The 15,857-nt window shown below is 44.9% G+C and carries 13 protein-coding genes; 9 read left to right on the top strand and 4 right to left on the bottom strand.

The window, feature by feature from the left end:
- Positions 1 to 186: 186 nt before the first annotated feature.
- Positions 187 to 1,467, bottom strand: a complete 1,281-nt coding sequence (locus RIG66_RS31900) for a M16 family metallopeptidase (protein ID WP_446383854.1) — start codon at positions 1,465 to 1,467, stop codon at positions 187 to 189.
- Positions 1,468 to 1,804: 337 nt separating this feature from the next.
- On the opposite strand from RIG66_RS31900, the gene RIG66_RS31895 reads away from it, so the two are divergent.
- The 3 genes from RIG66_RS31895 (at position 1,805) to RIG66_RS31885 (ending at position 6,897) form a co-directional block, all read left to right on the top strand.
- Positions 1,805 to 2,203 carry a hypothetical protein gene (locus RIG66_RS31895; RefSeq protein ID WP_446383852.1) on the top strand — a complete coding sequence of 133 codons (399 nt, stop codon included), beginning with the start codon at positions 1,805 to 1,807 and terminating at the stop codon, positions 2,201 to 2,203.
- Positions 2,204 to 2,266: 63 nt separating this feature from the next.
- Complete coding sequence (locus tag RIG66_RS31890; protein ID WP_446383850.1) at positions 2,267 to 5,833, top strand: nitric oxide synthase oxygenase; 3,567 nt, start codon at positions 2,267 to 2,269, stop codon at positions 5,831 to 5,833.
- A 146-nt stretch (positions 5,834 to 5,979) separates the two neighbouring features.
- Positions 5,980 to 6,897 carry a bestrophin family protein gene (locus RIG66_RS31885; protein WP_446383848.1) on the top strand — a complete coding sequence of 306 codons (918 nt, stop codon included), beginning with the start codon at positions 5,980 to 5,982 and terminating at the stop codon, positions 6,895 to 6,897.
- A gap of 260 nt (positions 6,898 to 7,157) precedes the next feature.
- Here the strand turns inward: RIG66_RS31885 and RIG66_RS31880 are convergent, their stop codons facing one another.
- Both RIG66_RS31880 and RIG66_RS31875 read right to left on the bottom strand, forming a co-directional pair.
- On the bottom strand, positions 7,158 to 7,526 hold the full coding sequence (locus tag RIG66_RS31880) for an aspartyl protease (RefSeq protein WP_446383846.1): 369 nt from the start codon (positions 7,524 to 7,526) through the stop codon (positions 7,158 to 7,160).
- A complete protein-coding gene (locus RIG66_RS31875) occupies positions 7,523 to 7,840 on the bottom strand; it encodes a hypothetical protein (protein WP_446383844.1) in 318 nt (105 codons plus the stop codon). The genes RIG66_RS31880 and RIG66_RS31875 overlap by 4 nt, the downstream gene beginning before the upstream one ends.
- A gap of 381 nt (positions 7,841 to 8,221) precedes the next feature.
- On the opposite strand from RIG66_RS31875, the gene RIG66_RS31870 reads away from it, so the two are divergent.
- From RIG66_RS31870 to RIG66_RS31845, 6 genes are all read left to right on the top strand, one after another.
- Entirely contained in the window at positions 8,222 to 9,187 is a 966-nt protein-coding gene (locus RIG66_RS31870; RefSeq protein WP_446383843.1) for a carbohydrate ABC transporter permease, read from the top strand.
- 8 nt (positions 9,188 to 9,195) lie between these two features.
- On the top strand, positions 9,196 to 10,098 hold the full coding sequence (locus RIG66_RS31865; RefSeq protein WP_446383841.1) for a carbohydrate ABC transporter permease: 903 nt from the start codon (positions 9,196 to 9,198) through the stop codon (positions 10,096 to 10,098).
- Positions 10,099 to 10,240: 142 nt separating this feature from the next.
- Positions 10,241 to 10,843, top strand: coding sequence for a hypothetical protein (locus RIG66_RS31860; protein ID WP_446383839.1), 603 nt, complete (start codon positions 10,241 to 10,243; stop codon positions 10,841 to 10,843).
- A 400-nt stretch (positions 10,844 to 11,243) separates the two neighbouring features.
- Entirely contained in the window at positions 11,244 to 12,347 is a 1,104-nt protein-coding gene (locus RIG66_RS31855; RefSeq protein ID WP_446383837.1) for an ABC transporter ATP-binding protein, read from the top strand.
- Between the two features lie 53 nt (positions 12,348 to 12,400).
- Positions 12,401 to 13,591, top strand: a complete 1,191-nt coding sequence (locus tag RIG66_RS31850; protein WP_446383835.1) for an AAA family ATPase — start codon at positions 12,401 to 12,403, stop codon at positions 13,589 to 13,591.
- A complete protein-coding gene (locus RIG66_RS31845; RefSeq protein WP_446383833.1) occupies positions 13,591 to 14,352 on the top strand; it encodes a DUF4276 family protein in 762 nt (253 codons plus the stop codon). Before RIG66_RS31850 ends, RIG66_RS31845 begins: the two co-directional genes overlap by 1 nt.
- 185 nt (positions 14,353 to 14,537) lie before the next feature.
- Here RIG66_RS31845 and RIG66_RS31840 read toward each other — a convergent pair whose 3' ends face one another.
- Positions 14,538 to 15,554: an aspartate carbamoyltransferase catalytic subunit gene (locus RIG66_RS31840; protein ID WP_446383831.1), complete on the bottom strand. Its 1,017-nt coding sequence runs from the start codon at positions 15,552 to 15,554 to the stop codon at positions 14,538 to 14,540.
- Between the last annotated feature and the right edge of the window lie 303 nt (positions 15,555 to 15,857).

Below are 15,857 nucleotides of genomic sequence, written 5' to 3'. Positions count from 1 at the left end.
TTTTTCAAACAGGTTCCGTTTAATACATAGCTCCCCAAAATTGCTCGCTTTCCCCCACACCCCACACCCCATACCCCACACCCAGTATCCTATCGTGGGTAATGTGGCTTAAGTTGACACCCATGGGCATTGCCGTGCCCTATTATCTGCCGTGCCCTATTATCTTATTTATCTCGTCCCGTCTATTTACGCTGGTTTCATCGTCACAATACCATAGGCATCCGTTGCCAGATAATCCTGAGCAGCCTGTTGAATATCGTGAGCCTTGACCGCTTGAATGCGAGCCGGATAATTTAAGGCTGGGGTTAAATCCCCTAATTGCGAGTGATAATACCCATATTGACTGGTGCGATCGCTCGGTTTCTCATTACTAAAGGTAAAGCGATTCGCCACCTGAGTACGAATTCGGGCAATGTCTGCCGCCGCGACAGATTCCGTTTGTAGCTGACGAATATGTTCCCCAATCGCTGCTTCCACAATGTCCAAGTTCTCTGTCGGAAGCTGGGCGGAAATATAAAATATCCCCTGTAGCTGCTGAGTCATATTACTCACCCCAATATGAGTCACCAGTTTACGGTCTTCGCGCAAATCTCGCACCAACCGCGACATCCGCCCCTGTCCTAAGATAGCGGCTAAAACATCTAATGCATAGGTACTATCCAACTGTTTTAATCCCGGTACTCGCCACACCATCACCAATCGCGCCTGCTGTAATGTCGAGTCTACGTACTCTCGGCGCACAATGTCGGTAAACGGCGCTTCTGGCTTATAGGTGAGACGGGAGGTATACTCAGAGTCACCCTTAACCCCAGCTTGAGCAAATCCCTGCGCCACTGTTTCAATCAACTCGTCCACGGGTAAATTACCCACGGCGACGGCTGTCATCGTCTTGGGTTGATACCAGGTGTGATGAAAGTCCCGCATCTGCTGAGAAGTTAAGCTTTCAATCACAGAGGTAGGTCCAAGTACCGGGCGACGGTAGGGGAGGTAATCAAAGCTGGTTTCTAACGCCCGCCGAAAGGTGCGGCGACGGGGACTATCTTCCGAACGCCGAATTTCTTCTAACACCACTAGCCGTTCCCGTTCAAAGGCGTCATCGGGAATCAGAGGATTTAACACCACATCCAGTTGCAAGGGCGCGAGTTGAGCAAAATCCTTCGGTGCTGTGGTGATGTAGTAGTGGGTATAATCATGACTGGTTGCCGCATTCGTCACCGCACCACATTCTTCAATCAGCCGCTCAAACTCGCCACTGTTCAAGCGTGGTGTTCCCTTAAAAACCATGTGTTCGAGAAAATGCGCCATCCCGTTAATCGGGTCAGGTTCAACGGCGGAACCCACATTTACCCAGACATTCAGGTTAACCGCATCGACAGGCATCTGCTCTGCCACAATGGTTAGACCATTTGGTAATGTCTCAATAGTTGGGGCATTTAGAGGTGGAGTTTTGAGCAGAGTTGAAGTCATCAGTTACTCGCTTGCTTTGCAGTTGTGCCATGTCTCTCTATATTAATGGGTTTGTCAGAGTCCACTCTGTACCCAACTGACATTTCCTTCCTGATTTGAGAGAACTGGAGATTGATCCATTTGGCAAATTAGGGAACATGGGCTGGAAGCGCGATCGCACTGATAACTTGAAAAATAGATGTTCGTCAGTAACTTTTCTTTGTCTCTACCTACTTGAGCATCATCTATTATGTTCTACAGCTTAGGTTCACATTTTTGTTGTCAAAATTAACTTTTCTCAATAAATAATTGTATAAAGCTGTGATATGCTTTTACGAATGGAACTCACAGAAATAATATGAATCAAGAAAAATTAGCCAAAATAATAGCTTTCCTCTGTTCAGTTCCACCTGAGAGCAACCTACGTTTAATGCTTCAATTAGCCTTAGCTGTTTCTGTCCCAGATGAAAAGTACGAGACCTTGCTGTTGCCTCTGCTCAAAGAAGAGCAAAGTTTGCTGAATTTACTCAAAAATAAAAACTTATTAGCGAATTTATTGGAAGCCGATGGTCATTTAGATGAAACAGAACAAAATATGTTGTTTGAAGCCATGGAACAAGTAGGATTGATCGTTCCCATGCAGATGAACATGATTGATACTCTGACTCAGGAACTCTCTGTAAACCTTGCCGATGAACTTGAAGAGATAGAAACATCAAGATCCGTGGGAGGTAAACCTCTATTATGGTCAAGTTGAGGATTAAATTTAATAAAGTTTCAACGACGTATTCTATCCTATACGCGATTATTTTAAAATAAAATGATTCCCATTGTATCTCCTCATAATCTAATTATTTTTGTTTCAAATCCAAACTATTTACCCGCCCAGCAGTTGATCCAGTTTCTCAACGCTTCCTCAATGATTCAGGTGCGTGGGTTGAAGCGTGATCATACGGTTTCCTCATCAACAAAAATCGATTGGTTTACCATTGATTTGCCGATGCGTCAGTCAGTTATTAAAGACAGAATTTCGGACAGTGAAATCGCGGTCATGTTTATTATGCCCGCTGACTTACCTGATGTTAAACAACTGACCCATTCATTTCTAGAACTGACCCAAGAAATCGGCGTTCAGCGATTAGCCTGGGTAGCGCCAGCTTGCCCCGAAGCCAGTGAACTAGGCAAAACCCTAGCTGAGGCAGAAAACCTGGTGCGCCACTCCAACTTAGAAACTCTCATCTTACGCCATGCGCCGCTGTTTTCTGAGTTGCTGGATCAGAAAAAAGAATTAAAATATCGCCGCACTCTATCCTTACCATTAGGAAATAATGCCTTACCGTGGCTTGCACCGGATGTGATTAGTCAGGGACTGTATCAATGGGTTGTCGGTGAAGTAAACAACAGCCCTCCTGATATCTTAACGGGTCCAGTGCAACTCACCGGAGAGGATATGGCGAGAGAACTGTCTCAGATACTCAAGCAAAATGCCAACAGTCACACATTTGCCCAAAGTCGTTTCCAAGCTATAGACTTGGATGCTAGTGGACAGATTGATGCCGAAGAACTGTTGCCCTATTTGTTGCAATTAGGATACAGCCATGATGAAGCTCAGACTATTTTAGAGGAAGCTGACACCGATAAAAATGGCTCAATCGACTTTGAGGAGTTTAGCCATGGGTTGCAGGAGCATTTAGATAAAATTCTAGCCGATGTTCCCACAGATGTTTATTATTTTAATAGTCCCAGTGCGGCAGTGTTCTACGATTGGACTATAGCGGGAATGGACGAAAAAACTGCCCAAGCTCGACTAGATTTATTAGCTGTGCTGAATCAATATGGTTTACCGAACCAACACCAAGAATTAGTTCGGTGGTTGGGACAAGGGAGTATTTCCCTAAGCCAATGGGCAACCCCTTATGCCTTAGATTTAATTAACGTTCATATTCTACCAGGACGGGGAATTTTAACCCTACATGAAGGACAGTTAGCAGGACGTCCCGCATTAACCACCCGTCTTTTACAAAGTAATGACCGATTGTTGATTGGTCAACGAACGCTAGATAATGAAGCCTTAGAGTGGCGATGGGCAGATGAGGAGATAAAAGAAACCGAACAAGTGCGATACATCCCAGAGAAAGGAGGAGAACGGGTTTTCCGGTTAAAAAATGGCAAGGTAGTGAGCCTTTCTGTACGGGGGCGTTGGACGGGAGTCCGACTAGCAACTCAGTTGTTTTTTCAAGAGGAACCGATTCCCCGTTGGCAAATCAGTTTGTTTCGGGAACTTGGAGAACTGCAAATCGAAAATGCTACCAACTTAGGAGCCGATGATGACCTAATTTGCAATTGCACTAAGATAACCTGTGGTCATCTGAAATCCCTGATTGATGGAGGACTTGATACTTTAGAGAAAATTGCGGAGCAGACTCAAGCAACTACAATTTGTGGCGGATGTCAACCCCTTTTAGAAGAACTTTTAGGGTCTGCGAGTCTAGCGGTAGCGGAATTAGTCACAAAAGAACAATTGGGTTCTGGAATGACTCGCTTTGAATTTCGCCCAGTGCAGGAAGCTGTGGTGGCGGCGAAACCGGGACAACATATTCTAATTCAAGGGCGGGTAGATAATCGCTGGGTGACTCGTGCGTATACGTTAAGCTCTGCGGCTGAGTCAACCGAAACTTACGAAATTACCGTCAAGCGGGAAGAATTGGGGGTATTTTCCCGATGGTTGTGCGATCGCGCTAACTCTGATTCCCTGTTTCGTATTTCTCAGCCTCGGGGTGACTATTTCTTAGGGGATGAAAATCCTGTAGTGTTTTTTGCCGGAGGGATTGGGGTAACGCCTGCGATCGCCATGATGCGAACTTTAGCTCAACGGCAAGACAAGCGCCGATTTCATCTCGACTATAGTGTTCCTTATCCTGAGAATTTTGTCTACGCCAACGAGTTAAACCAACTCACCCAAACCCATCCTAATCTGACTGTGACTCGGCGGGCAACCCGTACCGAAGGCAGACTCACGGCTGAATCCGTCCAACATTTATATCCTTACACCGAGGGGGCTGTCGCCTTTCTCTGTGGACCAGGAGCCTTTATGGACACGGTTCGAGGATATTTAGAAGACGCCGGATTTCCGGCTGAAGCCATTCGTCAAGAATTATTCTCCTCAAAACTGGATGAAGAAGGAAACGCTCATAGTCAGGTTGTGCAGCGTCCTACTGTGCAATTGGCGGGGGGAATCACACCCATTGAGAAACATAGCTTTTACGTCGAACCCATTGGTTCAGTCAGCCAGGAAGCCGAAGCCTTCCTAAAGCAATGTTATATCGAACAAGGATTACCTGAAGTCTTCCTTCCCCGTTGGCAAGCGGTAAAAGAATCGATTGATTGTACTGGAACTTATACACACACCTACGATGAGCTCGTTTATGGATCACGTTTAGCATGGCGCAACAGTAATCGCTGCGTGGGACGGCTTTTCTGGCACACCCTTCAGACGCGGGATATGCGACATCTAGACACCGAGGCGGAAATTTTCAAAGCCTTAGTTGATCACATCAAGCTAGCCACCAACAATGGAGATTTGCAGTCCATTATCACTATTTTCCAACCCGATTTAGGCATCCGGATTTGGAATCCTCTTTTGTTGCGCTATGCGGGATATCGTCAACCCGATGGCAGCATTTTAGGAGACCCGGCAAATGTGGAGTTAACCGACCAAGCCTTAAACCTAGGATGGCAGAAACATCAAAGAACACCCTTTGATATTCTTCCGCTAATTATTCAGATTGGTGATAAAGCACCCCATTGGTTTGAGCTTCCGCCAGAGATCATTTTAGAAGTACCCCTATCCCATCCCCGATACGAATGGTTTGAAGAATTAGGACTCAAGTGGTTTGCTTTGCCTGCGGTTTCCAGCATGGTATTCGATGTAGGCGGAATTCAATATCCTGCACCCTTCAACGGGTTCTATCTGGGAGCAGAAATTGGCGCTCGTAATTTTAGTGATACCAATCGCTACAATATGCTGCCGATTATTGCCCAAAAGATGGGGTTAGATTGCCGTGAAAATATGAGTTTATGGAAAGATTCAGCGTTAGTGGAACTGAATATTGCGGTACTGCATTCGTACAAAAAACAGGGTGTCCGCATTCTTGATCACCATACTTTAACTGATTCTTTCATGCAATTTGTAGAGGATGAGAAGCGTTGTGGTCGTCCGGTTCACGGGGATTGGGCTTGGCTAGTTCCACCGCTATCCGGTTCAACAACACCTACCTATGGCTTAGAGTTGGAAAATCGGTTATTCAAGCCCAGCTATTTCTATCAGCCTGATCCCTGGCAAACAAAAACAGCATCTCAGGGGTGTCCATTCCATGAGGGACTATAAAATCGCTTCAAAACATTATATGATACTTATTTCGAGAATACTTGTCAAGTGCAATTTATACTAAATTAATTAATTTATTCTGCTAATGACATATTAGAACGCAACTCGGTATAAGTCGGATAACGATAGTCTTGAAGGACATAGATATGAGTGCTGAACCCAAAAACTGGCTTAAACTGGTTTTGGACTTAAAAGATTCGGTAATACCTGCGATCAAACAACAGGTTTGCTTGAGTATGATTTTCGCTCTCTTAATCACCCTGATTCATCAAGGAGGATTTACTGGAGTTCATCAGCCAGCGCTAGCGGGTTTAATTCCCGGTATCGTCTTGGGATTGCTCCTCGTTTTCCGCACGAATACAGCCTATGATCGATTTTGGGAAGGCTGGAAAATTGCCGGGGCGATGGTTTTTACTTGTCGCAATCTCGCCCGGAAAATTTGTAACAATGTTTCGCTAACCAATCCAGAAGCTATTCAAGAAAAGCTGGCTAATATGCGACTCGTTTATGTTTTTTATATTACGATCATCTCACATCTGAGAAAAGAGCCAGTCAATCAGCGCTTGAAAAGCATTATTTCGGTGAAACATTATGCCGAACTGGAAACAACAGTGAATATGCCCCTACAGGTTGTTAAATGGATTAGTGATTATATCTACAAACTCTATGCCCATCAGCATATTGACACCATTCAACTTGAAGCCCACAATAAATTACTAGATCAACTGGTTGAATGTCTATCGCGTTGCGAACGAATTTTGTCTGCGCCAATGCCTAGGGCTTATTCGATCCACTTAAAACATCTGTTAATTTTATATTGTTTGGCGCTGCCGTTTCAACTCGTGGAAGATTTGAACTGGTGGACAATTCCTACCGTGGGTGTGATTGCTTTTGCCTTATTCGGAATTGAAGCGATTGGCTTAGAAATTGAAGATCCGTTTGGTTATGATGCCAATGATATCCCTTTAGAAAAGTTGGCAAATAAAGTCGAGAATGATATTGAAGTCTTGATTGAGTCCCATGAACCCATGAAATCTCGTGTATCTCAATCCATTTTGACCTAGCTGAAACAGTAAGAGGAGCGATTGAAATCGCGGAACCACACAAACATAGGTGAAGCCTTCCCGAAGGGTAGGCCGCCTGCGCGGACTGGGTTATAACGGGGGTTGCTCACCCGTATTTTGTATTAATGACTGTGTGGTTCGCTCCCGGTTTTCTCCCCTTTATAAGGGGAGGGTTAGGGTGGGGTTGTTTAAGACTCGCGCCCGCCCCGATAAACTCTCACAGGCACTTCTTGCTAACGGATGCGATCGCGTTTCGCCATTTACCCCAGCGTCAACATTCCGGCTGCAAAATTCACCGCCAATGGTAGCATTTTTAACCACTGTAAACCGAGTAGCGGTTCAGAAATACTTGCTCCAGCTAACACTGGAATAATATATTCCCTTTCATCCAGGAAAACCCTGCCCTCATATACATCAAAAAAATCCTCCCCTTGTACCATTCGCATCGCACGTTCACCTTCAATCATCGACCAACCCAAGCTTTGGACATCTTGAGCATCAAGCGCTAAATAGCCCGTTGTAAAGCCTGTATCTAGTAACACATCAATGGGGTATCGTTCTGCATCAGCGCCAACTAAATCAATTTCAAAGATCAGTTCACCAATCTCACCAAACTTGCCTGAAATCATATCTTGCCACAAGTTCCGGTTTCGTTAAGGCGCATAATTCCCACCATACCGCTTGGGTATTTTTGACGCGCTTTTTGCATCGCTACGTCTTCTTCCGGATCAATAAAATAATCCCCACTGTTTGGTTCAATAATCATAAACCAGTTGTAATGATCTGGGATGAGTTGAGGGCTGACTTGAGCGAAAATCTCTCGATAGCGCTTTATCCGGGCATTTTTTTCCGCTTCCCGTTTGGCTAGCTCCTCTGGGGGTATAGTATATTCCGGAAATAGTCTGCCTTGACGACGAGGACGAACGGATTTGGTGCGAGTCATCGGTTTAATGCTTAGAGGATAGCGAGAATACGACTATTTTACAACACTGTAAACCAGCAGAAAACCAGCAGAATTGACAGTCCCCACCTTAGCACAGCGAGTGCATGACAACTTTTTAACTACTAGGCTTGCAAGCTAGTGGCGTGGCACACCTTAGTTGATGAATTAGAATTACGCCCGGAAACTGTAGGGGCGCAAAGACTTGCGCCCGATTCAATGGTCAAATCTATTCCACAATTTTAGCTGTGTCAAGCCACTAAGGTGAATGTCACGCTCTTTAAGGCACCCTACTTAGCACAGACAGATAGGAGAGAACGATTATTATAGATGATGGCAACAGGATTGATCGGTATTGGTTTCCTCCAGTCAAAGTAAAACCTTATGTCAGTTTTTAGTAAAATTCTCAGTGTAATTATCGCCGTAATTATTGGCTGTGGCGGTGTACTTGGCGTATTTTATGCCATGAATTACCTAGCCAACACCTTACCTCATAAATGGCGATCGCGAATTCTACCTTGGATTTATCTCGCCCCCGCCCTGCTGGTGCTGACGGCGTACTTAATTCTACCGACGCTGAATACAATTTACATCAGTTTTCTGGATCGGCGATCGCAAAATTTTGTCGGCTTGGAGAATTATCAGTTTGCGTTTACCAGTGAGGCGATGCTGGTGGCGTTTCGCAATAACCTGTTATGGCTGGTTCTGGTGACGGGGTTTAGTGTTGGGTTTGGCTTGATTCTGGCGGTACTCATGGATAAAGTACGCTATGAACCCCTCGCCAAATCCTTAATATTTCTACCCATGGCAATTTCCTTTGTCGGCGCAAGTGTGATTTGGCGGTTTGTTTATGCCTTTCGCCCAGCCGGATCAGCGCAAATTGGCTTACTTAATGGTATCGTGACTAGCCTGGGATTTGAACCTGTGGGGTGGTTAGTGGAACGTTCGATTAACAATTTTGCCCTGATTGCGATTATGATTTGGTTGCAAACGGGTTTCTGTCTGGTGTTGCTTTCCGCCGCCGTTAAAGGGATTCCCACAGATATTATCGAAGCCGCCCGCATGGATGGCGCGAGTGAGGTGAAAATTTTCTGGCGGATTACCATCCCGATGATTCGTTCCACCTTAGCGGTGGTAACAACGACGGTGGTGATTATGGTGCTTAAGGTGTTTGATATTGTCTTTGTGATGACGGCGGGGAATCAAGGCACCGAAGTGATTGCCTCGCGGATGATTAAGGAAATGTTTAACTATCGCGACTATGGCAGGGGGAGTGCGATCGCGGTTATCTTATTACTGGTAATTATACCAATCATGGTCGTGAATATCCGCCGCTTCCGTCAGCAATAAATAAGCCGATGAAATCTAAACGTCGCCGTAAATCGAATCCTGTGAAACATCTGTCTCATCAGTTACAAAATGCCTTTAATAGCCTTCCGGTTCACCTGAGTTTAATCGTCATTTCCTTAATTTGGACATTACCCACCGTTGGCTTATTGATTAGTTCCCTACGCCCGAAAGATGATTTGTTAGAAAGTGGCTGGTGGATGGTGTTTCAACATCCCTTTGATTTCACCCAATATCAGTTAGGAAATTATATCGATGTCTTGACAGCGGAAGGAATGGGACAAGCGTTTCTGAATAGCTTTACCATTGCCATTCCCGCTACTGTTATTCCCATCGCTATCGCCACGTTTGCGGCTTATGCATTTTCTTGGATGCAGTTTCCAGGGCGTCAGTTGTTATTTATTTTAGTCGTGGCGTTGCTGGTTGTTCCCTTACAGATGACGCTAATTCCGGTATTGCGATCCTATAATCATTTGGGATTATCGGGTTCGTTTTTAGGTGTATGGTTAGCCCATACGGGGTATGGGATGCCGTTGGGGATTTATTTACTCCGGAATTATATCGGTTCCCTACCCAAGGATTTAATCGAAGCGGCGGCGGTAGATGGGGCGTCGCATTTGACCACATTTACACGCTTAATTGTACCCCTTTCTCTGCCCGCGATCGCATCCTTTGCCGTGTTCCAATTTTTATGGGTATGGAATGATTTATTAGTCGCCTTAGTCTATCTGGGAGGAACACCGGATGTCGCCCCCTTAACCATGCGCTTAACCACGTTGGTGGGATCTCGCGGTGAAGCGTGGCATTTACTAACAGCCGGGGCGTTTATCACGATGATTGTACCCCTGATTGTATTTTTTGCCCTACAACGGTATTTTGTCCGGGGGATTTTGGCAGGTTCAGTTAAGGGATAATGTCTTATGTGCAGGAACAGGAAACAGAGGGGAAAGAATACAGCCTTAATAAGTAATAGTACCTAATATAGCTTTTCTTAAAATCTGGGAACTTCCAGTTTCTCATCCCAGTCTCGGTTAATCATCCTCTAGGAAAAAAAACATGCCCAAGACATTTGTTGGAGCCACCTTAATCCTGCTGAGCCTGAGCCTTCCTGCAGTCGCCGCCACCAACCAAAAATACCAAGTCAAAGGACAAACGGCTGATGCCTACTTTTATCAATCTGACGAGTGTAATTACACCAGTGTAGGGATTTTTGCCTCTGATAACGTCAGCAAAAGCGCTCCAGGTGCGCCAACCGCACAGAAGGGTGCCTATATCTATTACTCTACCTATAACTGGTGTACTGGAGAAGGTTCCTATGGTGATGGCTTTGCTACAGACGTAAACTTTACCAGTGATAAGTCTCTCAAATCAGCGGCGTTAAATGGCACATTCGCAGTCAATGATTACTCGTCAGGGGCTACCAAAAACGTGGATGTGGCGGTAAGGTGGACGGGTATGGGGGATACCTACCGTGGCAACAGCCATTCTCACTATCAAGGACCCGCCTTCACATCGAATTATCGGTATGTTGGTGCCCATAGTGACGCAATGGTTTCAGGAACTATCACCTCAGAGGGCAAAAACCTGGTTGAAAATCTGTCCAGCTCTGGTTCTCTAAGCTCGTCTAATAGCGGGTCTATTGAGATTATTAGAAAGTAGACAGTCGGTAATAGCCTGTCTGGTCAAACTACCCTTATTATAAAATGTCTGAAACTCTTGCTTTTATAGCCTGCAATTAAGGGTAATCATCAGCAGTTGAACAACCACGTAAGGGCACGACATGTCGTGTCCTTACCCTAAGCATAATTTCTGTTTAAGTTCTAATTTGTTATTTATCAATTGCGATTAATGATAAAAATCGGCTCTCTTAGACTGGTTATGGCAAATTAGCACTTTAAATGAGCTTAAAGCCTTAAATTATATTCAGCCATCATTGCCTAATCAAGAATTTATAATTCCTGATAATGCAGCTACAAAACCTTTATCAAGCAAGTATTAATATTTTATAATAGCATACTATTGGGGCATCTACGTCTAAATTCCCAATTCAGGTTCTAAAATGGCTAATGTTGTTTTTGAAGGCGTCAGTAAAAATTTTGCTGATTTTATCGCAGTCAATGATTTAAATCTGACCATTGACGATGGTGAATTTCTCGTCTTTGTCGGTCCCTCTGGCTGCGGAAAAACCACCTCCCTGCGGATGCTGGCGGGACTTGAGGATATCACCCAAGGCAGTATTTATATTGGCGATAAGCGAGTCAATGAGATTCCGCCCAAAGACCGGGATATTGCCATGGTTTTCCAATCTTACGCCCTGTATCCTCACATGTCTGTCTATGAAAATATGGCATTTAGCCTGGAGTTACAAGGGAAGCGGAAAGGCGAAATTAAAACCCGTGTTGAAAGTGCCGCCAAGCAATTAGGAATTGACCATTTACTGTACCGCAAACCAAAAGAACTCTCCGGAGGACAACGCCAGCGAGTGGCGGTGGGTCGCGCTATTGTTCGCAATCCGGCTGTATTTTTAATGGATGAACCCTTATCCAATTTAGATGCGAAATTACGGGTACAAGCGCGAGCAGAAATTAATAAATTGCATAACGAATTAGGCACTACGTTTATTTATGTCACCCATGATCAAGTGGAAGCGATGACCATGGGCAGCCGGATTGCGGTGATGAATCATGGCGTCTTGCAGCAAATTGATACCCCGGAAAAGCTGTACAATTATCCGAATAATGTCTTTGTTGCGGGTTTCATTGGGTCTCCAGCAATGAATTTTTTCGACGCTAAACTAATCAGCAAAGAGGAGGATTTGTATGTAAAGACCGATTCATTTGAAATCCATATACCTCCAGAAAAAGCCCTATTTTATCAACATTATTCAGGAGAAGAGGTTATCTTTGGCATTCGCCCGGAAAATATTCATGATCCTGACTATATTCCCCCAGATATTCGTCCAGCTTCTATCAAAGCGACAGTATCCGTTACGGAAATGATGGGGAATGAAATCATTGTCTATTTGACGACGCCAAGCAATCACGAATTTATCGCCAGAGTCGATCCGCGATCGCGCATGACTGTGGGACAATCAATTAGTGTGGTGTTTGATCGGTCTCAGTTTCACCTGTTTGACAAGCATAGCCAACAAGCGATTACTTGATTCTCGGTTCCCTTGAACAGGGTGGAACGTCTGTATAGAGGCAAAAAATGATTATGTCTAATCCATTGGTCAATCTCCAAATCAACAATTTTCGCTGTCTGGCGAATGTTCCCATTACCACCAATCCCCTCAACGTTTTATTTGGACCCAATGGATCAGGAAAATCAACGTTTCTAGATACAATCTGGTTTGTTCGAGACTGTGCAATTCGGGGAGTGTCTTTAGCAGCTTCTGATAGAGATCATGGAATTGGTTTACTTTGGGATGGTGCTGAGGATGGAGAAACGATATCGATTACTATTCAAACTCACTCCGCTACCTATCAAATTACGTTTGGTTATTCATCGGGGAGGATAGAACCCTTTGTGGGAGAACAGTTGTATACAACTGATGACAATATTTGTTTAATTGACCGCAAAATAGGAAGTGATAAAGCGTCTTTTTATCAGGTTGGACGAGGACAATCCCAATACATTTCTCTCAAAGATCCCGAAAAACTAGCTTTAACGCGGTATGTAGACTGGGAAGACAGTGCATCAGCGGCGGCTGATATTGAAAACTTACTGCGCCTTGTCCGTCGCTATGACTCCCGTTCTGCGTCTCTATTTAAACTAAAACGATTGGGTTCGGAATCAGATTATGGCGATAGATTACAGGATCGGTGTGAAAATTTATGGTCAGTCTTGCGAAATTTACATGATCGACGAGTGGTTGATGACCGATATGACACGATTATTCATTTCATGAAAGAAAGTTTTCCGTCGTTCAATGGTTTAGCCTTTGAGCAAACAGGTCGATATACAGTTTATACTAATTTTTTGGATGAAAGGCGTCAAGGTTTAATTCGAGCATCAGGGGTATCCGATGGTCATCTTCAGATGCTGATTAATCTCACCGCCTTGTTTTCTGAAGGGTTGAGCCGATATTCGTTAATTTTACTGGATGAACCGGAACTATCCCTTCATCCTTGGGCGTTAGCGGTTTTAGCTAAAGCGGTGAAACTGGCGACCAAAGAATGGAATAAGCAAGTTTTTATTGCTACGCATTCTCCTGTTTTGATCAGTCAGTTTGAGCCAACGAATATATTAGCCGCAGAACTTGATGGGCAAGGAAAAACGGTAATGAAACGGGTCAGTGAGATAGAAGCTATCCAAGATTTACTGGAAGACTATGCCACAGGTTCGCTGTATATGGCTGAGATGATTGCACCTCAAAGTAAGTCTCCCTTTGAGGAGGAGAGGTGATGAGTCGTCAAATTAATACTGAGGGTCAGCCGTATCATTATTTTCAATTCGGATTGCTGGTTACAGGCGAAACAGAAGCCGAACATCTGCCTAAATTATTTAAATCTTTAATGGAATCGGGTTGGTGTACGTTTAAAGTCCTGCGCCGTGTTCCTCAACTTCCGCCCGACTATTCACAGAAAAAGAAGAAAAAACTTAAAGCTACTGGAACGAATAAGGGAATTCCGGATAAATATATTCAACAAATTGCCTGGGAAGCGAGAAAACATTTAAACAGACCAGATACTTATGTCATCATGGTGGACGACCTAGAGCATGATCGTAGGCAACAAGCACAACAGGTTTTTGAGCGATACCGAGAAATCCTTGATACGCTTCCGGCGACCCAAAGAACTCACGCTTCTGTTCATTTTTTGGTGAATATGCTAGAAGCTTACTACTTAGCTGATGCCAATGCCATTAACGCCGTCCTAGGAACATCTTTAGCTGATTATCAAGGGGATGTGGAAGATATTCGTCATCCTAAAAATTATCTCGGAAACCTATATCCTAATTTCAAGGAAAAGGAACATGGCGGGAAGATACTTCAGCGGCTTAATGTCGAACATGTTTTGTCTTGTCCGGATACCTGTAAATCTCTAAGAACTCTATTCAAATGGTCTGTTTTATGTATGGGACAACCGTTGAGTGATCAGTATCAACTTCTTAATGGGAAATTATTTGATATCACGCGATCGCAACTCGATTATACTGATCAATGAACCCTAATATCCCCTGTTGAGTAAAGGGCGACCCGATCTCATTGAAAGGATTGGTGTTGTTAATTGATGAAGCGGGTCGCCCCTACAAGCTTTTATAGGTTTGTTCTATCCCTAAGGGATGCGATCGCGTTCGTAGGATACCCTTCATTCAAAAAGGACAAAGGACATAAGACCAATAACAACTATCAAGACTTCCCACTCCCCATCAGATAAAGCAGCGCCATGCGTACTGCTACACCACTGGTTACTTGTTGAGAAATTAAGCTGAATTCCGGATCATCCATTAACTCGGAACTAATTTCCACGCCGCGATTGACGGGTCCGGGGTGGAGGATTTTGACTCCAGGATGGCACAGTTTTAAGCGATCGCGCGTAATCCCATATCGTTGATGATATTCTCGCAAACTGGGCAACAGATGCGCGGTCATGCGTTCTTTTTGCAGCCGTAAGGTCATGACAAAATCGGCATCTTTTAGGGCGGGTTCAACCTCCCAATGCAAGAATAGCCGACGATTGGGGATGGGTGATTCAGCCTGATCTCCAGTCCCTTGGACATATTCAGCAAACTCCTGGGGAACTAGCGTGGGTGGACCCGCTAAATGAACCTCAGCGCCACTGGCGGTCAGACTCCAAATATTAGAACGAGCAACCCGTGAATGGATGATATCCCCGACAATGGCAATTTTTTTGTCGGCTAAGAGTTTCAAGCGAGGATACTCAAAATCTAATAAAGAGGTAATCGTAAATAAATCCAACAACGCCTGAGAGGGATGTTCATGTTGACCATCGCCTGCATTCAGGATACCGACATTTGTTTCCAGTCGATCCATTTCCTGGGCGATCGCATGGGGAACTCCTGCTTCTCGATGGCGAATCACCATCATATCAGCTCCCATTGCCAAATAGGTTTTTGCGGTATCGAGAATGGTTTCTCCCTTGGTCAAGGACGAGGTTCCTGGTGCAAAATTCAGGGTATCCGCACTCAACCGTTTAGCGGCGAGTTCAAAACTACTGCGGGTGCGGGTTGAGGGTTCAAAGAACATATTCGCCACCACCTGACCTTGCAAAGCCGGGACTTTTTTAGTGCGCCGAGAGAGAACTTCCCGACAGCTTGCGGCTGTTTGTAAGAGGGTATCGTATTCAGCCGACGTAAAATCTTCCAGGGAAAGGACATGGCGGCGAGTCCAAGTGGCAGTAGCCATAAGAATAAGAACGCGAAATGGATAGAGAAGGGCTAACCGCTACTATAATCTTCATCCCCCTCTCACGACAAATAAATAGGGGCTGCTGAATCGGTGTGGTGGTGGGGTTAGAGAGCAGGGGAAGCTGGGGGAGCAGGGGAAGCTGGGGAAGCTGGGGAAGCTGGGGAAGCTGGGGGAGCTGGGGAAGCTGGGGGAGCTGGGGGAGATGGGGAAGCTGGGGAAGCTGGGGGAGCTGGGGGAGCTGGGGAAGCAGGGGAAGCTGGGGAAGCTGAAGGGGAAGGTGATCACCATGATGAGACTCAG

Source organism: Coleofasciculus sp. E2-BRE-01, from assembly GCF_040221695.1.
In the GTDB taxonomy this organism is placed as follows: Bacteria; Cyanobacteriota; Cyanobacteriia; order Cyanobacteriales; family Coleofasciculaceae; genus Coleofasciculus.
This window is presented reverse-complemented; position numbering and strand designations above follow the sequence as displayed.

Bases quoted from the DNA above. Each gene is read 5' to 3' on its own strand.
- RIG66_RS31900 (WP_446383854.1), bottom strand. From the start codon at position 1,467: ATGACTTCAACTCTGCTCAAAACTCCACCTCTAAATGCCCCAACTATT.
- RIG66_RS31895 (WP_446383852.1), top strand. From the start codon at position 1,805: ATGAATCAAGAAAAATTAGCCAAAATAATAGCTTTCCTCTGTTCAGTT.
- RIG66_RS31890 (WP_446383850.1), top strand. From the start codon at position 2,267: ATGATTCCCATTGTATCTCCTCATAATCTAATTATTTTTGTTTCAAAT.
- RIG66_RS31885 (WP_446383848.1), top strand. From the start codon at position 5,980: ATGAGTGCTGAACCCAAAAACTGGCTTAAACTGGTTTTGGACTTAAAA.
- RIG66_RS31880 (WP_446383846.1), bottom strand. From the start codon at position 7,526: ATGATTTCAGGCAAGTTTGGTGAGATTGGTGAACTGATCTTTGAAATT.
- RIG66_RS31875 (WP_446383844.1), bottom strand. From the start codon at position 7,840: ATGACTCGCACCAAATCCGTTCGTCCTCGTCGTCAAGGCAGACTATTT.
- RIG66_RS31870 (WP_446383843.1), top strand. From the start codon at position 8,222: ATGTCAGTTTTTAGTAAAATTCTCAGTGTAATTATCGCCGTAATTATT.
- RIG66_RS31865 (WP_446383841.1), top strand. From the start codon at position 9,196: ATGAAATCTAAACGTCGCCGTAAATCGAATCCTGTGAAACATCTGTCT.
- RIG66_RS31860 (WP_446383839.1), top strand. From the start codon at position 10,241: ATGCCCAAGACATTTGTTGGAGCCACCTTAATCCTGCTGAGCCTGAGC.
- RIG66_RS31855 (WP_446383837.1), top strand. From the start codon at position 11,244: ATGGCTAATGTTGTTTTTGAAGGCGTCAGTAAAAATTTTGCTGATTTT.
- RIG66_RS31850 (WP_446383835.1), top strand. From the start codon at position 12,401: ATGTCTAATCCATTGGTCAATCTCCAAATCAACAATTTTCGCTGTCTG.
- RIG66_RS31845 (WP_446383833.1), top strand. From the start codon at position 13,591: ATGAGTCGTCAAATTAATACTGAGGGTCAGCCGTATCATTATTTTCAA.
- RIG66_RS31840 (WP_446383831.1), bottom strand. From the start codon at position 15,554: ATGGCTACTGCCACTTGGACTCGCCGCCATGTCCTTTCCCTGGAAGAT.